This window comes from Prosthecobacter sp. (assembly GCF_044222565.1).
Classification (GTDB): Bacteria; Verrucomicrobiota; Verrucomicrobiia; order Verrucomicrobiales; family Verrucomicrobiaceae; genus Prosthecobacter.
This window is the reverse complement of the sequence record NZ_JBGANA010000025.1, coordinates 12,106-28,596: the sequence shown is the minus strand read 5'-3', so window position 1 is coordinate 28,596 and position 16,491 is coordinate 12,106. Positions and strand designations below refer to the sequence as shown.

Sequence of the window (16,491 nt, the reverse complement as noted above, 5' to 3'; positions counted from 1 at the left end):
CATGAAAGAAGACATTCTGGAACAACTCGTGGAAGACTGGCTTCAGGCCCGAGGCTACTTCACGCGCGCAAATTTGAAGTTTCGCCCCGTCGATGGCAGCGAGGGCTATGACTCCAAACTCGACAGCGTGGCGAGCGACATCGACGTCATCGGAATCCATCCGGGCAAAACGGGTCCGGAGCGGGTGTATGTGGTCAACTGCAAGAGCTGGCAGGACGGATTTCCCATCTCCAGGATAGTGCGCGCTTTGAGAGACAAGCCGGACTCCCTGCTGAATGGAAAAGCGCACTGGAAGCATTTCCGTGAATTGGCGAACCCACGCTGGACCAGGGCCTTTTGGCAGGCTCTCCAGGTGGTGAGTCATTGCGGGGACGAGTTTACCTATGTGACCGCCGTCACCTTCGCCCGTGATCCGCAGAACAAGAGGGAATGGACGGAGAGCCCTCAGTTCAAGCAGGCTTTGAAGGGCAACCCGGTCAAGTTTCTGACCTTGCGGGATATGCTTGAGGAAGTCATCGAGAAGCTGGGCACGACAGTGGAGTCCAGCCAGTTCAGCCGCACTCTGCAGCTCTTCAATGCCGCGAACATTCACCTGAAGCTGACCCCGGAAACCTCTCCGCCCAAGGCCTCCCGCAAATCTGCCCAAGCCTGAACGACTCATGCTCCCCATCACCCTCGCTCCCGATGTCCGCCGCCAGGTGCTCCACTACCTGGGGGCCACGTTTAACTTCCGCGAGAAAGCGGTGGAGCAGGCGCTGCTGCGCTTTCTCGAGGACCCGGAGGAGGGCATTTTCAAAGGACCGTGGCTTCAACTGCGCCGCCCCTTTCGCCCAGCCGGGGAAGGGGAGCAGGTGCCCTTTGTGGTGCAGCCGCCCTTCCACCCCTTCAAGCACCAGTCCCGCTCCTGGCGGCGGTTGTTTGCCGGCGGTGAGCGCCCGCCGGAGTCCACCCTGGTGACCACCGGCACCGGCTCCGGCAAAACCGAGTGCTTCCTCTTCCCCATCCTCGACGCCTGCCTGCGCGACCGCAAGGCCGGGAAAAAAGGCATCAAGGCCATCGTGCTCTACCCGATGAACGCACTGGCCAACGACCAGGCGGGACGCTTTGCCAGGCAGGTGCTGCAAACCCCGGCCTACCGCGAGGCGGGCATCCGCGTCGGATTGTACACCGGCTACGACGACAACGGTGCCGACAAAAACAAGCGCTCCACCATGGGCTATGTGGATGCCAGTGAGAAGCAGGCCTATGCCATCGACGATCACGAAGCTCTAAAAGCGAACCCGCCGGACATCCTGCTGACGAACTACAAGATGCTGGACTACCTGCTGCTGCGTCCCAGCGACCAGGACCTCTGGCAGCACAACGGCCCCGGAGCACTGCGCTACCTGGTGCTGGACGAGTTGCATACCTACGACGGCGCGCAAGGCTCCGACGTGGCCTGCCTGATCCGCCGCCTGAAGGAACGGCTGGACATTCCCCGCGGTGGCTTCTGCGTCGTGGGCACCTCGGCCACCATCGCCGGCGAAGACGGCCTGGACCGGCTGCGCATCTTTGCGGGTGATTTGTTTGAGGAGGATTTTCCACCCGAATGCGTGATCGGGGAGGACCGACTGAACGTGGAAGAGATCGTCTCCTACGAGACTGCGGAAGACACCCCGCTGCCCCCTGTGGCGGAGTGTGTGCCACTGGACGGTGAGACGGCGGATGATTACGCCATCCGCCAGGCTGCGGCCTGGCGTGCCCCGGTGCTGCCTGCGAATGCGGACACCACCACGGCCCTGCAATGGACTCTGGATCTCGGCCAATGGCTCAAGCGGCAGTCGCTTTTCCGCAGGCTGTTGGACACGGCCAGCACGCAGCTGGTGACGTGGAGCGAGCTTCTGGAAAAGATCGGCAAGGAAGACTTCCGGCTGGGCGATCTCACCCTGGCGGAGAGGCACCATGCCGTGGCCTCCTTCTGCGGCATGATCGCCCATGCGCGGGAGCTGCGCAGCGGCAAGGACTTCCCCCTGCTGCCCACCCAGGTGCAGCTCTGGGTGCGCGAGCTGCGGCGCCTCGGCCGCGTGGTCTCCCCCAGTCCTGCCTTTGCCTGGCTGGACGAGGCCGTGGCAGACAAAGTGGTTCTCCCCGCCTTTCACTGTGCCGCCTGTGGCGCCTCCGGCTGGGTGGCCATGCATGATCGTGACAAGGACAGTCAGATCGGCGCACAAGGCGTCACGGGCTACGCCCTGGCCACCGAGCCAAAGGCGATCTACGCCGGGTGGTTTGGCGGCTCCGGCAGGAATCGGGACGCGCGCATCCGCATCATCATACCGCAGACTTCACGAAGTGCTTCCTCCCCGGACGGCCAGCAGCTTCTGGATACCGAGCAGCAATACCTCAGCACCGGCCCCGGCGTGCTGACCGTCCGCCGCGGCCAGGGCCCATGCCCCATCACCGGCGCGGAAACCTTCCCCGTGCAGATCAGCGATCACGTCCTCCGCCGAGAACGCGACAATGCCGTGATCGGCGATCAGAAGTGCCCCTGCTGCCAGACGGCAGACCAAATCTTTTTCATCGGCAGCCAGGGCGCCACCATCGCCAGCGTGGCCATCGACGAGATCTTTGGCTCCCTGCTTAACAGCGACCCCAAAATGCTGGCCTTCACCGACAGTGTGCAGGACGCCAGCCACCGTGCGGGCTTCTTCACCGCGCGCACCTATCATTTCACCTTCCGCACGGCTCTCCAGCACCTGGTGGACAGCGCAGGGCCTGAGGGCCTGCCCCTGCCGGACGTGGGCCGCCTGCTGATGGCATATGCCTCCGAGGCACAACCCGGCCGCCCCGGCTCTCTGCGGGAGGCCATGGCCACCCTGGTGCCGCCAGACATCCGCGAGCACCGTGAATACGAGGCCTTCGTCCGCAGCCGGAAAATCGACCGGCCCGCCACCCCCTTTCTGGAGGCCGTGCACCAGCGCATGTCATGGGAGGCTGCCCGTGAACTGGGGATGCAGGTGCAGGTCGGCCGTACCCTGGAGCGCAGCGGCAGCTGCTGCCTGAGGTGGGACCCCAAAGCAATCGCTGAAACCGTACGCCTCCTGCAGTCGCGCCTGCCGCAGGTCGATCCGACATTGATGAAACTCACCGGCGATTTACTGCGCCTGTGGATCTACGGCATGCTCCAGCGCCACCGCGAGCGCGGCGCCCTCTCCCACGAGTATGTGGCCCTCTACGCCAAAACCAAGCTCTGGGGGAAATATGGCTGGAAAGGTGAAGCCCCTCCCGCCCGCGAAACGCACCCGCATGCCGGCCGCCGCAGACCGAGATTGTTCGTCACAGACAGTGACCGCAATCATGACCACGTGCTCGCCCCCGGCGCGACCTGGCAGCTCCGCTGGTCCCGCCGTGTCTTTGACCTGCCTGCCACTTCCGATGTGGCGCTGCTCGATCTCACCCGCGCATTCATCGAGGCGGGCATCCAGGCCGGTTTGCTGGTGGAACTGGAACGCGATGGCACCAAGCGCCTCGTGGCCATCAACAGCCAGTGCGCCGCCATCGTGGCCGGCGGTGAGAAATTCGTCTGCTCGGAAACCGGCCACACCCTCACACGGCCCGCCGAAGAGGCCGCTTGCTGGCACGGAGCGCCTACCATTTCCTACCAGGCCGACGGCGGCACCTATGCCCGCGCGGAGTTTGATGACCGCGAGCGCTACTACCAGCAGCGCTACCGCAAAGGCGCCATCCGCCGCGTCTATGCCACCGAGCACACCGGCCTGCTGACCAACTCAGAACGGCAGGACATCGAGCGCCGCTTTGGCCGCAAGGAAAGCTCGGACGATCCCAATGTGCTCACCTGCACCAGCACCCTGGAGATGGGCATCGACATCGGCGATCTCTCCACGACGATGCTGTGTTCCATCCCGCCCAATACCGCGAACTACCTGCAGCGCATCGGCCGTGCCGGACGGTCCACGGGCACAGCCTTGATTGTTTCAATCATCAACCAGCGGCCTCACGATCTGTACTTCTTTGCGAGGCCGGATCAGATGCTCAAGGGGGAAGTCGAGCCCCCGGGCTGCTGGCTGGACGCGGCGGCGGTACTGGCGCGGCAGTACTTTGCCTACTGCTTTGACTGCGCCGTAAAAACCCACGTGCTCGCGCATCTGCCTGGCACCGCACGCCAGTTTGGCGATGACCTCTTCAGCACCACAGGGCAGATTCCCAAGTTTTTCGACTGGATGTCTCTCAACGAGGCCTCCCTGCGGGCGGCCTTCATGCAGCGCTTTCACACCAATGTGCAGAGTGACACCCGCGAGCGTTTTCTAGAAGACTCCAAGGTGGAAGTACTGCGCGAGCAGACGGAGATCGCGCTGCGTCAGTTTGAAACCAAGCGCAAGGACCTGATCAACGCCGGCCGCCGCCTCAAGGAACAGCGCAATCTGCTGCACAACGAAGACGACCGCCCTGCCATTCGTGAAATCGACCGTGAGATCAAGATCCTCAAGGGGCGTCTGGATGGCCTCAATCGAACGACCTCCCTGGAGCTGCTTACCGACTACGGCCTGCTTCCCAACTACGCTTTCCCTGAGCGCGGGGTGAGCTTCTACGGCGCCGTTTACAACAAGCATCAGGCCGCCCACGGGGAAGATCATCTCATCGAGTATGACATCGTGCGCGGAGCCGGAACGGCGATCCGGGAGCTGGCCCCGAAAAACCACTTCTACACCCACTCCCGTGTCTTTGAAATTCAGCAGATCGAGCTGGGTACGTCCTCTGAACCCCTGACCGAGCCATGGGCCGTCTGCGGCAGCTGCGGGCACATGCGCCGGACGGAAACGCTGACACCGGATGCCGACTCCGCCTGCCCGCAGTGCGCCCACGCTGAAGGCGAGGGCGCACAGACGGACATCGGCCAGCAGAAAAAATTTGTGAACTTTGCCCGCAGCCAGGCCCTGTCCTATGTGGAGGCCTATGAGTCTCTCTCCGGAGACAAGGCGGAGGAGAGGGAAAACCGCATCTATCGGCTGGTGAACAGCTTTGACCTCACCACTCCGAGCGATGTGGTGGCCGTGGCCGATGAAACAGAGCCCTTTGGCATGGAGTACCGCTCCAGCCTGGTCATGCGCCAGGTGAACGGCGGTTTTTGGGAGGAGGCCCCGGACATGCCCTTTGGCTTTGAGAAAAAGCTGCCAAATGGTGGCTTCAAGATCTGCGCGGACTGCGGAGTGGTCTCAGCTCCTTTTGAAAATCCCGACGATGTGAGCCACCGCCGCAGTTGCCGTGGCAGACGCGAGACCGAGAAGCGCCAGCAGCAGGGCACCCAGGGCGCCGCCTATCGCTGGGAGCATGTGTTTCTCTACCGGGAGCTGAAATCCGAGGCCGTAAGACTGCTGCTCCCACCCTGTGAACCCGCCGACCTCACGACCCTTTCAGCCTGCATTCATCTCGGCATGCGCCTCATGTTTCAGGGAAATCCCGCTCACCTTCTCGTCCTGCCGGAGACGATGCCAGACCAGGCCCGCGGCGTGAACAAGGATTACCTGCTGCTGATGGATGCCGTTCCCGGCGGGACGGGCTTTCTAAAAACATTGTTTCAAAAGCGCAACGCCGAGGGCCTGCCTGGCGAGGGCTTGATCCAGATTCTCCGTCTGGCACTGAACTCGCTGGAGACCTGCCGCTGCCGCAGACTGGGAGACAGCAACGACACAGACGGCTGCTACCGCTGCATCCGCAACTACCAGCAGCAGAGCCGGGCGGCGGACATCAGCCGGGACAAGGGCATCAATCTGCTGAAACGGCTCATCGCAGCCGGAGAACATCGCAAAAGCAAAACGACCTTGGATCAGATCAACGTGCAGTCCTTGTTTGGCAGCATGCTGGAGAAAAAATTCGTGGAATGCCTGCGGCAGTGGGTGGCCGAGGATGGGGGCAAATGGGATGAAACCATCATTCGCGGCAGCCGCGGTTTCCGCTTCCGACTGGGAAAAAATGACGAGCGCTACTGGGACGTGCAGCTGCAGCCAGACCTGGGCCCGAGAGAGGGCGTGTCCATCCAGTGCCAGCCCGATTTCCTGATCTCCTGCGACGACGACGGAGTCAAACCCCTGGCTGTGTTTACCGATGGTTTTGATCCGCATGTGCACCCAACCAAGCCAGAAAGCCGGCTGCCCGATGACCTGCAAAAACGCCGCGCCATTTTGAAGAGTGGTAATTTCCATGTGTGGAGCATCACCTGGGAGGACCTCATGGAGAATCAGGACGCGAGCTTTACCGTCAAAGAGCCCGTGAGGAAACTGATGGCCGACCATGTGGCAAGATCACGCGCCCAGGCTAGATTGTTGCCAGACGCTAGGCTCGCAACCGGAAATGGCTTTGTGCAGTTGCAGGCATTCATCCGCCATCCTCTGGCGGATGGCTGGCAAAGCCTCGTCGAGCGGGCTTTGTTCATGGTGGCCCTTGGCAATGGCCTCAGCTTTGTGGCCGACCAGGACAAAGATGCCGCAGTCCGCATCTGGGGGGTAACGGGCGGATGGGCTGCACCTCAGGCTTCTGCCAACGGCTGCTGGGCTGTGAACAATCAGTTCTCACAGAACTCAGATTTCATCCTGGCTCTTCATCAGGCGGACTTGATGGAGCAAAGGGCAGGGGCCGTACTCGTGCTTGGCAGGCTGGGGGACAGTGCCGCGGAGAGATCTGGAACGGATTACCGGGAACGGTGGCGGCGTTTCCTGGCCTCCATGAACCTGTTTCAGTTTGTGCGGCAGTTTGACTTTTTTGCCGCGACGGAACACCCCGAAGAGGACTCCTGGTCCATGCCCGGGAGGACTGCCGGGATCTCGGCGGAATGGGAGCAGATCCTGCAGCTTGTGGTGGGATCATTGATCGCCCAGCTCCGAAAGATGGCGGAGAGAGACTGCCCCGTGCCCGAGGTGGAATTTTATCACGAAGAACTCGCCGATGATGCCTGCGCCGAAGTGGCGTGGAGTGAGCAGAAGATCGCTGTGCTGGTGGGAGATCAGGCCTCTTTTGCCAGCCAGTGGCAGGGCCTTGGATGGAAAGTCGTCACGTCCGATGATCTGGCGGCCAAAGGCACTGAATGGTTCGCAATGCTCCTCGGAAGCTAACCCCTTAACAAGATTCAATTATGGCCAGACTGATGATTCACCGAAACCTCCTCCAAGAGCTTGGCTCCCTGCCTGCCCAGACACGTAAAAAGGTGTCTGAAATGGTGGACAAATTCCATCGCGACAGCAAAGCGCCTTCGCTCCATCTGGAGCCCTACAACGAAGCCGTGGACAAAAAGGTGCGGAGCGTGCGCGTGGATCAGGCGTATCGTGCGATTGTGATCGCCCCTAAACAAGGGGACACCTACCTGCTCATGCATGTGGGCCACCACGACAGCGCCTACCGCTGGTGCAAGAACAAGCGCTTTGAGGTGCATCAGGCCACAGGCGCACTCCAGGTCTTCGATGTCGAGGAGATCACGGCCGCAGCCAACGAGGTCGCTCCAAAGTTTGAATCCGAAACGGGCTATCCTCTTCGTAATCTCACCGAGGAGGAGCTTTTCCACGCAGGTGTGCCCACGCCCCTGATCCCTGCGGTAAAGGCGATCCAGTCAGACGATGCCTTGACCGCGCTGAGAGACTACCTGCCCAAAGACGCCTACCAGGTGCTTTTCTTTGTCAGTTGCGGTCAGTCGGTTGACCAGGCTCTCAGCGAGGTGCTCGGTTTGACGGACAGCAAAGAAAAGGCTGCCGGGCCGGGAGACTTCCGCAACATCGAGGAGTCCTGCAACCTCGATCTTGTCTTCGTGGATGGCCAGGAAGAGCTGAAGCAGATCATGGCCTCGTCGTTTGATGAGTGGCGGATCTTCCTGCATCCCTACCAGCGGAAAATCGTGCAATGGGATGTCGATGGTCCGATGAAGATCAACGGCGCCGCGGGAACGGGCAAGACGGTCGTCTTGATGCATCGTGCCGTTTATCTGGCGAGCCAGCTGACAGACCCCAACGCACGTGTACTGGTGACCACATTCACCACCAACCTCTCCGTGACGATCAAGGGCCTGATTCATCGTCTTGCAGAGCAAAAGTGTCCGCAGGCCGCCAGCAAAATCGAAGTGACCAATCTCCACGCGCTGGCCAGAACGATTTGCACCCGTGGTGGGTGGCGTGGAAAGATGGCCAGCGGAGCCATGATGGATGAGATCTGGCAGGAGGTGCAAACGCCTGCCTTGGCTGTGAAAACTGAATTCACCGCCGGCTTTGTGCGCGAAGAGTACGAGGAGATTATCGATCCCATGGGGATCACATCTGAAGACGACTACCTCACGGCCGTGCGCACGGGGCGTCCACGGCTGTCTCGTGCTCAGCGCAAGCAGTTGTGGCCCCAGTTTTCATCCATTCAGCGGGAACTGAAGAAGCGAAACATGCTGACTTTTGATGGCTTGATCCACCAGGCACGCCTCGCTTTGGAGAAGCCGGCGGAAAAACGGCAGATTCCAGCTTATTCGCATGTTCTTGTGGATGAAGTGCAGGATTTTGGAGTGGAGGCCCTGCGGCTCATTCGCATGCTCAGTCCGATCAACGAAGGGACAAGAAATCCACTGACGGTTGTTGGAGACGGACACCAGCGAATCTACAAGAGCACGATTCCTCTCAGCAGGGCCGGCATTGAGGTTCGCGGGAGATCCCGGCGATTGAAGATCAACTACCGGACCACTGAACAGATTCGGACCTGTGCTCAACGAATGCTCGAAGGCGTGGAAGTGGACGATCTGGATGGAGAGCAGGTGACAACCGTGGGAGATCAATCCGTGGTCAGCGGACCCAAGCCGATCATCCAGCGCTGCAGCGGGCCGGATGAAGAGGCAAAATTCGTAACTGAATGGGTGCAGAGCCTCATGAAGGAAGGGTATTCCAGTCACGAGATCTGCTTGGCTCCTGTAAAGGCGCATTTGCGATCCGCCCTGGCCACTGCCGGCATTGCAACTTTTGAGCTTCAGCCTAATGCGGGCGATCCAGAGAGTTCGGAAACAGGGGTGCGCATGGGAAGCCTCTACCGGATCAAAGGCCTCGAGTTCAAGGCTGTTGCTCTCGGACTGACCGGTGACCAGGTTTACATGGGCGATGAAAATGAGCTCAAAGCAAAACGCCATCAGTGTCTCCGATATGTGGCTGCCACGAGAGCACGAGAGCGACTGCTGATATGTTCTGGGACACTTTTATCACAAACGTGATCCATATCATTTTCTACCTACGGGAAAAATCCTCGGCTCCACCACCCGCCGCACGCCCAGCGTGAATCCTTGGCCGTTGTCGCAGGGCTTCACATCGCCTGTCACCTGCACCACAGGATGCCGCACGGTGTTGAGGCCATAGGCGCGGTATGCTGCGGCGAAGATTTCACATTCCACGATGCCCGTGCGGTTGCAGATGAAAATGATCTTCATTGGCTGGCCGTTCTGCTGAATGTGGGAGCGGCTCATGATGATCAGGCCGCAGATGGTCACTCGCTGGTTGTGGTAGTGGTGAAGTTCCGAGATCGGGCGGTAGGTGCGCCAGTCCATCTGTGGAAAGCTGTCCAGAGGATGGCCGGAGACGGTGAAGCCCAGCAGCTCCGCCTCGTCTTCGAGGCGCTGTTGCAGACCGGACTCGGCGCGGAACTTGTGCTCATTTCCCTGCCTGAAAAGCCCGCTCTCGCCGGCGCTGCGGTCGTGCGTGCTGTGCAGGCAATGCCAGAAGCGCTCGGGCACTTCAAACGAGATGGGCCCACAACGTCCACAACGTTCCAGCCCCTCCTAGCCCCGGTCAGATTTGCGCCTTAGCACTTAAGGCCACCTTGGCCTGTTGGCTTCGACCTGCGGCAACAAGCTTCGTTTGAGATTGGCAGCACATGTCAGGCAAAATCGTTCGCGGCAGCTCTGGTCGAATAGGCTAAAAATTTTCACAAAAAAGCGGGCCAGCTGTCAGCAGCGCAGAATTGCAAGCAGTGGGTCTGTGTTGCCACTCAACACAGACTCATGAAAATCATCACACACGAACATCCAAAAAAACACATCGGCACGGTCCTGCTCTCGGCAGCTCTGCTGCCGGCTCTGATTCTCACCTCCTGCACCGAGTTTGACAGAAACAAGGCCGCCCACAATGGGACGATGAAAACTGGCCTCACAGTCCTGGGCGGAATCAGCGGTGGAATTCTTGGCCATCAAAAGGGGGGGCATGGCCTTCAGGGCGCCATCATCGGTGCAGGGGTTGGGGCCATCGGGGGGCAGATGATTCAGGAACGCACGATACGCTCGGCGGATCAGAACGAGCGTCAGGTGGCAAATGATCGCCTGAGGCAGGTCAGCTCAGGTCGATAACCGCACTTTCATTCCTTGCGCCATGAATCTCACTCACACATTCAATCAAATGTTTTGCGCCGTTCTTCTGGCCTTTTCGCTCACCCAGTGCACGGGAGTCGGCCCGTCCTTTGCTGATGGCAATCAGCAAACCTGGCGGCGCTACCTCCATGCCAGCCCCTTCTCCTACAGCACCAGTGACTCCATCGCCGTTGTCAGAAATCTGAATGCAGAGCTCACTGCCCTGCCGGCCTACGGAGCGGACGCCCGCATCGCGGCTCATATCAACGCCGTGAGGCAATGGACGGCTTCCTATCCATCCTACCGCATCCGTGCCGGTGCAGCCTACGATGAAGCCTACCAGCAGGGTAAAGCTTGGGCCCGTCCCAGCGGCTGGGCTGGCAAAACGATAGGCCGGGGCATGTCCCAAGACGACGGTCTGTCCCAGGCCTTCGGCGGCGCCCTCGGCGAGCTGATCGGCCGCCTCGGCAACGAGATGTACTCACGTGGCAGCGGCGAGGCCGCCGCAGCCGAGATCATGCGCCCTCTCATCCAGGAAGCACGCCGTCTCAGCGCGGCGGAGTTTGAGATCGACCGCATGCTCGGCGTGGCGCCCACCAACCACCTGCGCCGCATCCTCGGCCGCCTTGGCTCCATGATTCCTTGAGCCTCCCGCCCTGCCTCCTTCCACCCTCACCCGCAGCCTCTTCATGAAAAAGCAGAATGACTCCAAGAAACTCCATTGGTCAACGATGCAGATCTTTTTCACGGTGAGCGGGTGCATCATGCTTTGGAAGGAGGGAGGCGCCGTTTGGAAGCAGGATCACTGCAATCTTCTGGCTCTCGGCACGGGCGCGGCGTTTCTCAGCATGGGTCTCACCCTGCTCCGGCCATCCAAGCTCTTGTTCCTCGGGCGCCTTGGCGTGCTGGCCTTTTTTTCCACCCTGGTCTGGTCCTGCATTGAGGGCTGGAAGACCGGCAGTACAGACATTCCCTACATCCCCTTTTCCATCGTCGGAGGGGTGAGCCTCATCTTCATCATTTGGGGCGGACACCCCAAGATAATCGCCCTTCTGGAAGGCATGGGTGGGGCAGAAAGCTGGGACTCCTGGGACTTCGACGACTGGGACTGAAGGCCGCCTCGGCACCACCCCCGCCACCTCCCACTCAACCAACTTCTTACCCACAGCTCATCATGGACAAGCACAATGACACCCAAAAACTCCGCTGGCCGATCTCAGAGATGGCATTGATCCTATTCGGGATCGTGGGTCTAGCGTGGGAAGGCGTCGCCGCCTGGAACCACGAAAGCTGCGATCTCATGATTCTCGGCATGTGCTCTGGGTCCCTCGGAGTGGGTCTCGCCCTGCTCCGGCCTGCAAAACTCTCGTTCTTTGCGCGCCTAGGAGCCCTGGGGTTTCTCGCATCGCTGCTATGGTTCAACTACGAGGAATGGCAGCTCGGCAGGACGGAGCGCCTCTTCTGCGTGCCGTTTGTCATCTTCACAGGGGTGAGCCTCATCTTCATCATCTGGGGCAGCCATCCAAAGATGATCGCCTTGCTGGAAAGTATGGGGGACTCAGAAAGCTGTGACTTCGACGATTGGGACTGAAGCAGGAAAAAAAGCCGCAAAAAACACAGGGCATCTGCCAGCAGAGAAAAGCCTGGGCCCGCCCCAGCGGCTGGCTCGGCCACAAAGAAGTCCATGCCATGCCATGCCTGATGAAAACAACTTCGTCACCTCTCACTCAACCAACCTCTCAACCACTGCCACGGCTCATCATGGACAAGAAAAACGACACTCAAAAACTCCGCTGGTCGCCATTCCAGATCATGTTGATGGCGCTGGGACTCGTCATTTTTTGGCACGAGCGGAACACCTTTTGGAAGGGTGCCGACTGGAATTTTGGGGCTCTTAGCCTGGGAGCGGCGTTTCTCGGCATGGGCATCGCCCTCCTGCGGCCGTCAAAGCTCTCACTCATCGCACGCCTCGGCGCACTGGCTTTTCTTTGGCCGTTGGTCAGTCTTTTGGTGGACGACTGGAACGCTGGCAGAATGCACATTTCCACCATCCCCGTTTTCATCGTCGCAGCCATGAGCCTCTTTTTCGTCATCTGCGGTGGACGCCCCCGGATGATCGCCCTGATGGAACGCATGGGAGATTCAAAAAACTGGTCCGGCCCGGACACCTCGGAGCCGCTGGACATCGACTGGGATTGAAGGGAGAAAGGGCCGCAAAAAACACCCGCGCTTCATTCTCAGCGCAAAGGGGGGCACGAATGACAATATCTTAGGAGTTTGCTGTCAGCAGCCCCACAGAGCTCCAAGAAATAATGCGTACTTCACTGTGTACATGGGGGCATGTTTTAAACTTGGCACTACGCCTGCACAATAAATAAAACACTATTGCCGAATCTTGACGACTCACTAAGATCGCGGCGATTTTCCCTGCAAAACGTCAAGAAATGTACACATTAATGCCCACATGGCTGCAAAACTGCCTCATCGTAGGTGGATCTTCTTTTCTGTTCTATGCACTTCTATGCCATTTCTTCCCCCTGCCCAATGCAAAGGGCCGCAGCCTCGCTCCCGGTTCCCGGGCATATCAGGAAATTGCCGAAGCCCCGTTTGCGCAGCTCTTCTGGCAGAATGCCCTCGATCCTCACAGGGGTTCCAGGCTGCAGCATTTCTGCTTTCTGAGCTGCGAAGGCCAGGACCCGGCCGCCGCTTTCCTGCACCGCCCCACCCGCGCCGCTCTGGCTGTGAGACCCCGCTCCATGCTGGGAGGTGAACGGTTCAAGGACTGGTATAATGAGTTCCGGACCCTCTGCGGCAGCTACTACTTCTGCGCCAGCTTCGACAAGGTCCGGAAGCAGGGCCGAAACCAGGTGAGCGTGGAAGTAGGCGAGCATTACGGCCCCACATTTGGCAGAGGCGACATCTACGAGGGGCGGAAAGAGAAGGGCCGATGGGTCTTCAAATAGAAGGATCACCTATGGATTTCATGACCGGCCCGCAGGGCAGAACCCCGCGCCCGCAGAAAAATAAAAAAATTGCGCCTCATCTGTCAGCGGCCCAGCCCGCAGCGCAGGAAAAGAGAAGAATCACTCACTCAATCATCATCTCAACACCGAACATCGCACCCCTCCCATGAAAAACTCATTCCTGAGTCAATCACTGACGGCGCTCCTCGCCACGGCGCTCCTGGCCAGCCACTCCGCCGGCGCGGACTACATTATCGACAGGGACAAAATCGAAGTCTCGGCCTCGCCCGCCGAAGCCCGCTTCGGCCTGCGCCTCACCGACATCGCCGAAATCACCAAATCGCAGGCGACTGTCGGCGGCAAGGAGGCTCCCGTCACCATCAAACCCGCTACCGAAGGGAAAACCTCCATCTACTACCTCATCGATGTCAGCGGGCCGAAGAACGGAGGCTTCGCCACGGAGGCATGCACTACTGTGAAACGCCTCACCAACAGCCTCCTTGCAGACGGCAAATCCCAGACGCTCTTCCAGGTCGGCGTTGGCACCATCGGCAGCAATTACAAGAACCTCGACTTCGACCTACCCACTCAGAGCGCCCGGGACCTCATCCTGGACAGTGCCGGCAAACAGAACGAAGCAACCTCCGAGATCTACCGCTGCGCGCTCGAGGCTCTGGAGCAGTTCAAGGCCCAGCCCGGCACCGGTAAAAAAGTGCTCTACATCCTCTCCTCCGGCATATCGACAGACACGGACAAAACCCGCAACACCGCCAACGCCCTCATCGCCGCCGCGAACAAGGAGGCCATCTCCATTCATGTGATCAGCTTCAGCAAAGACGACAAAGGCATCGCCGCCTGGCAGGAACTGCGGAACGTCGCCAAGGATACTGCCGGTGGATTCACCCCGGTGATCGGCCCCGTCAATGCGCAGGCGGATAGCGCCAACCTGGATCTCTATGGCCGCTTGAAAGGGTGGGTCAACGTCACGCTGGACTTGAAAGACGCCCCCCGTGGCAAGCAGCCGCTCGTGGTCAACCTGGACCTGAATAACGGCAAAAAGCTCAAGATCGAACAGAACATTGACGTGCTCGGCAAGGAACCGCCACCGCCCGCACCCGCTTCTCTCTCAGTCACCAACCAGCCCCCGGCCAACGTCACCCCGACCGGCGCCACCCTGGGCGCGAACGTCTCCTCCTCCGCGAATCCCGTGACCGTCACCGCTTACTACGGCACCGTTGATGGCGGCACCAGCAGCACCGCCTGGGAATCCCACGTCGAACTCGTGGCACAGGGCGGCAGCTACACCGCCACTGTTTCAAACTTGCAGCCCGGCAAAGACTATTTCTTCCGCACCTTTGCGCAGGACAAATCCGGCAGCGCCTGGGCCTCGTCCTCGGACTCGATCCGACCCAAGGGAGAAGAAAAGAAGCCCGAAGAACCGGCCTGGAAGCTCCCGGTAATCATTGGTGGCGGCGTGCTCCTCCTCGGCCTGCTCATCTTCGTGGGCTACAAGGCCGTCACGGCAGGTCCTAAACAGATCGATATAAACAGCGGCTTCGACACTCTGGGTGTCAACGGCGGCCCCACCCTCGGCGTTAACGTCGATGACTTTGGCGGCCCCATCCCTCCGACCGTCCCAGACTTCCCCGCGGAGACCCGCCTCGTGATCGGCTGGCTGGAGGAGTACGACCAGTCCAACCAGATGGTGGCCCGTCATGAAATCACCCACGGGAACTTCACCATCGGCCGCAGCTCAGACAGCAGCCTGCGCTTTCTTGATGACAGTGTCTCCGTCAACCACGCCAACATTCACCGCCGCAGCGACCGCAGCCTGGAGATCACCGATCTGCGCTCCGCCAATCAGACTCGCGTCAATGGCAAGCCCGTCGAGCACAGCGTGCTCAAAGACGGAGACAAAATCGAACTGGGCAAAGTGCGCCTGAAACTCGTCAGCAAAACCACGGAGGACTGAACATGATCGAAATCTTCACAATCGGGCGGGCGAACGCCGACCTCATCTTCAATGACGCGGAGCAGAGTGTCAGCAAGCTGCACGCGGAACTCACCGTCAGCGCGGACGGCCGGAATTTCTACCTCGTGGACTGCGGCAGCTCCAATGGCACCTTCGTCCAGCGCCAGGGCCGCTGGGAGCGCATCAAGCAGGAAGTGGTGAATTCCGACGACGCCGTCCGCTTTGGCTCCACCACCGTGCAGATGAAGGACCTCCTCAGAAAGCTCCCCCGGCGCCAGCCGCCCGTCATCAAAGGCCCGCCCCCCTCGCAGCCCGCCAAAACCAGCCTGCAGCCCTACCGCAATCCGGAGAACGGCCAGGTGGAATACCGCTGAAACCGGCCGCTTACCCGCCCAAAAATACTCCAGCACACTCCCCAAATGAAATCCGCCACCACCCTTCGCCTGGTCATTGCCATCAGCATGGTGATCTGCTCCATGCTCCTGCTGGTCCTCCTGCACTACGGCCTTGATTCCCAGGGCTACTACGCCCGGATGCTGATGGATCGGAACGCCACCACCTATCCTCTCACGGTGCAAAACATCATGTGGGTTGTCTTCTTCCTCGGCTTCGGGGAGATCCTCCTGCGCCTGTTCGTGTCTGTGCGCGAAGGTCGGCAGCTCAGGCTGGGTTACCTCTCCGAAGATGTGAACGCCCCCATGCTCACGCCCCGGAACATCGGCACGGTTTACCAAAAGACCGCGCACGCGGCCAGCCAGGGCTTCTTCCTGCCACGCCTGATCCAGCGCATCACGCTGATGTTTCAGTCCTCCAGGGCCACTGATCAGGCGCACAGCCTGCTCAACACAAGCCTCGACCTCTTCATGCATGAGGTGGACATCGGCTACAACATGATCCGTTACCTCATGTGGCTCATTCCCAGCCTCGGCTTCATCGGCACCGTCAAGGGCATCGGCGACGCGCTTGATGTGGTCGGCCTCACAGCGCCCACGGACCCGAAGCTGCTCAGCACCGTGACGAAGTCCCTAGCCGTCGCATTCGACACCACCCTTCTCGGCCTCATCATGGCTGCGGTCCTTCTCCTTGCCATGCACATCATTCAGGGACGCGAGGAGGAGACGCTCAACAAGTCCGGCCAGTACTGCGTGGACAACCTCATCAACCGCCTGCACGCCGGCCAGCAGTCCCAGTCCTGATTCACCCCACACCCTGAA

General features: G+C 60.2%; 13 protein-coding genes. 12 read left to right on the top strand and 1 reads right to left on the bottom strand.

From position 1 onward, the window contains the following. The first annotated feature begins 1 nt into the window (after position 1). The 3 genes from ACILSR_RS26955 to ACILSR_RS26945 are packed head-to-tail and all read left to right on the top strand — an operon-like array spanning position 2 to position 9,217. Entirely contained in the window at positions 2 to 652 is a 651-nt protein-coding gene (locus ACILSR_RS26955) for a hypothetical protein (RefSeq protein ID WP_395752921.1), read from the top strand. Positions 653 to 659: 7 nt separating this feature from the next. Continuing rightward, positions 660 to 7,103 (top strand): DEAD/DEAH box helicase, encoded by a 6,444-nt coding sequence (locus tag ACILSR_RS26950; protein ID WP_395752920.1) that lies wholly within the window; start codon positions 660 to 662, stop codon positions 7,101 to 7,103. Between the two features lie 20 nt (positions 7,104 to 7,123). Continuing rightward, positions 7,124 to 9,217 carry a UvrD-helicase domain-containing protein gene (locus ACILSR_RS26945; RefSeq protein WP_395752919.1) on the top strand — a complete coding sequence of 698 codons (2,094 nt, stop codon included), beginning with the start codon at positions 7,124 to 7,126 and terminating at the stop codon, positions 9,215 to 9,217. Positions 9,218 to 9,223: 6 nt separating this feature from the next. Here ACILSR_RS26945 and ACILSR_RS26940 read toward each other — a convergent pair whose 3' ends face one another. After that, positions 9,224 to 9,733 (bottom strand): hypothetical protein, encoded by a 510-nt coding sequence (locus ACILSR_RS26940; protein WP_395752918.1) that lies wholly within the window; start codon positions 9,731 to 9,733, stop codon positions 9,224 to 9,226. 267 nt (positions 9,734 to 10,000) lie between these two features. Between ACILSR_RS26940 and ACILSR_RS26935 the strand changes: the two genes are divergently transcribed. From ACILSR_RS26935 to ACILSR_RS26895, 9 genes are all read left to right on the top strand, one after another. After that, entirely contained in the window at positions 10,001 to 10,342 is a 342-nt protein-coding gene (locus tag ACILSR_RS26935) for a hypothetical protein (protein ID WP_395752917.1), read from the top strand. A 22-nt stretch (positions 10,343 to 10,364) separates the two neighbouring features. Continuing rightward, positions 10,365 to 10,988 (top strand): hypothetical protein, encoded by a 624-nt coding sequence (locus ACILSR_RS26930; RefSeq protein ID WP_395752916.1) that lies wholly within the window; start codon positions 10,365 to 10,367, stop codon positions 10,986 to 10,988. A 43-nt stretch (positions 10,989 to 11,031) separates the two neighbouring features. Next, entirely contained in the window at positions 11,032 to 11,454 is a 423-nt protein-coding gene (locus ACILSR_RS26925; RefSeq protein WP_395752915.1) for a hypothetical protein, read from the top strand. Between the two features lie 62 nt (positions 11,455 to 11,516). Further along, the gene (locus ACILSR_RS26920; RefSeq protein ID WP_395752914.1) at positions 11,517 to 11,933 is read left to right on the top strand and encodes a hypothetical protein; all 417 of its coding nucleotides are present in this window, start codon (positions 11,517 to 11,519) and stop codon (positions 11,931 to 11,933) included. 170 nt (positions 11,934 to 12,103) lie between these two features. Further along, positions 12,104 to 12,541 (top strand): hypothetical protein, encoded by a 438-nt coding sequence (locus ACILSR_RS26915; protein WP_395752913.1) that lies wholly within the window; start codon positions 12,104 to 12,106, stop codon positions 12,539 to 12,541. Positions 12,542 to 12,798: 257 nt separating this feature from the next. Beyond that, positions 12,799 to 13,305, top strand: a complete 507-nt coding sequence (locus tag ACILSR_RS26910) for a hypothetical protein (RefSeq protein WP_395752912.1) — start codon at positions 12,799 to 12,801, stop codon at positions 13,303 to 13,305. Between the two features lie 166 nt (positions 13,306 to 13,471). After that, positions 13,472 to 15,277, top strand: a complete 1,806-nt coding sequence (locus tag ACILSR_RS26905) for an FHA domain-containing protein (protein ID WP_395752911.1) — start codon at positions 13,472 to 13,474, stop codon at positions 15,275 to 15,277. 2 nt (positions 15,278 to 15,279) lie between these two features. Next, entirely contained in the window at positions 15,280 to 15,651 is a 372-nt protein-coding gene (locus ACILSR_RS26900; RefSeq protein WP_395752910.1) for an FHA domain-containing protein, read from the top strand. A 45-nt stretch (positions 15,652 to 15,696) separates the two neighbouring features. Then, the gene (locus ACILSR_RS26895; protein WP_395752909.1) at positions 15,697 to 16,473 is read left to right on the top strand and encodes a MotA/TolQ/ExbB proton channel family protein; all 777 of its coding nucleotides are present in this window, start codon (positions 15,697 to 15,699) and stop codon (positions 16,471 to 16,473) included. Positions 16,474 to 16,491 lie beyond the last annotated feature (18 nt).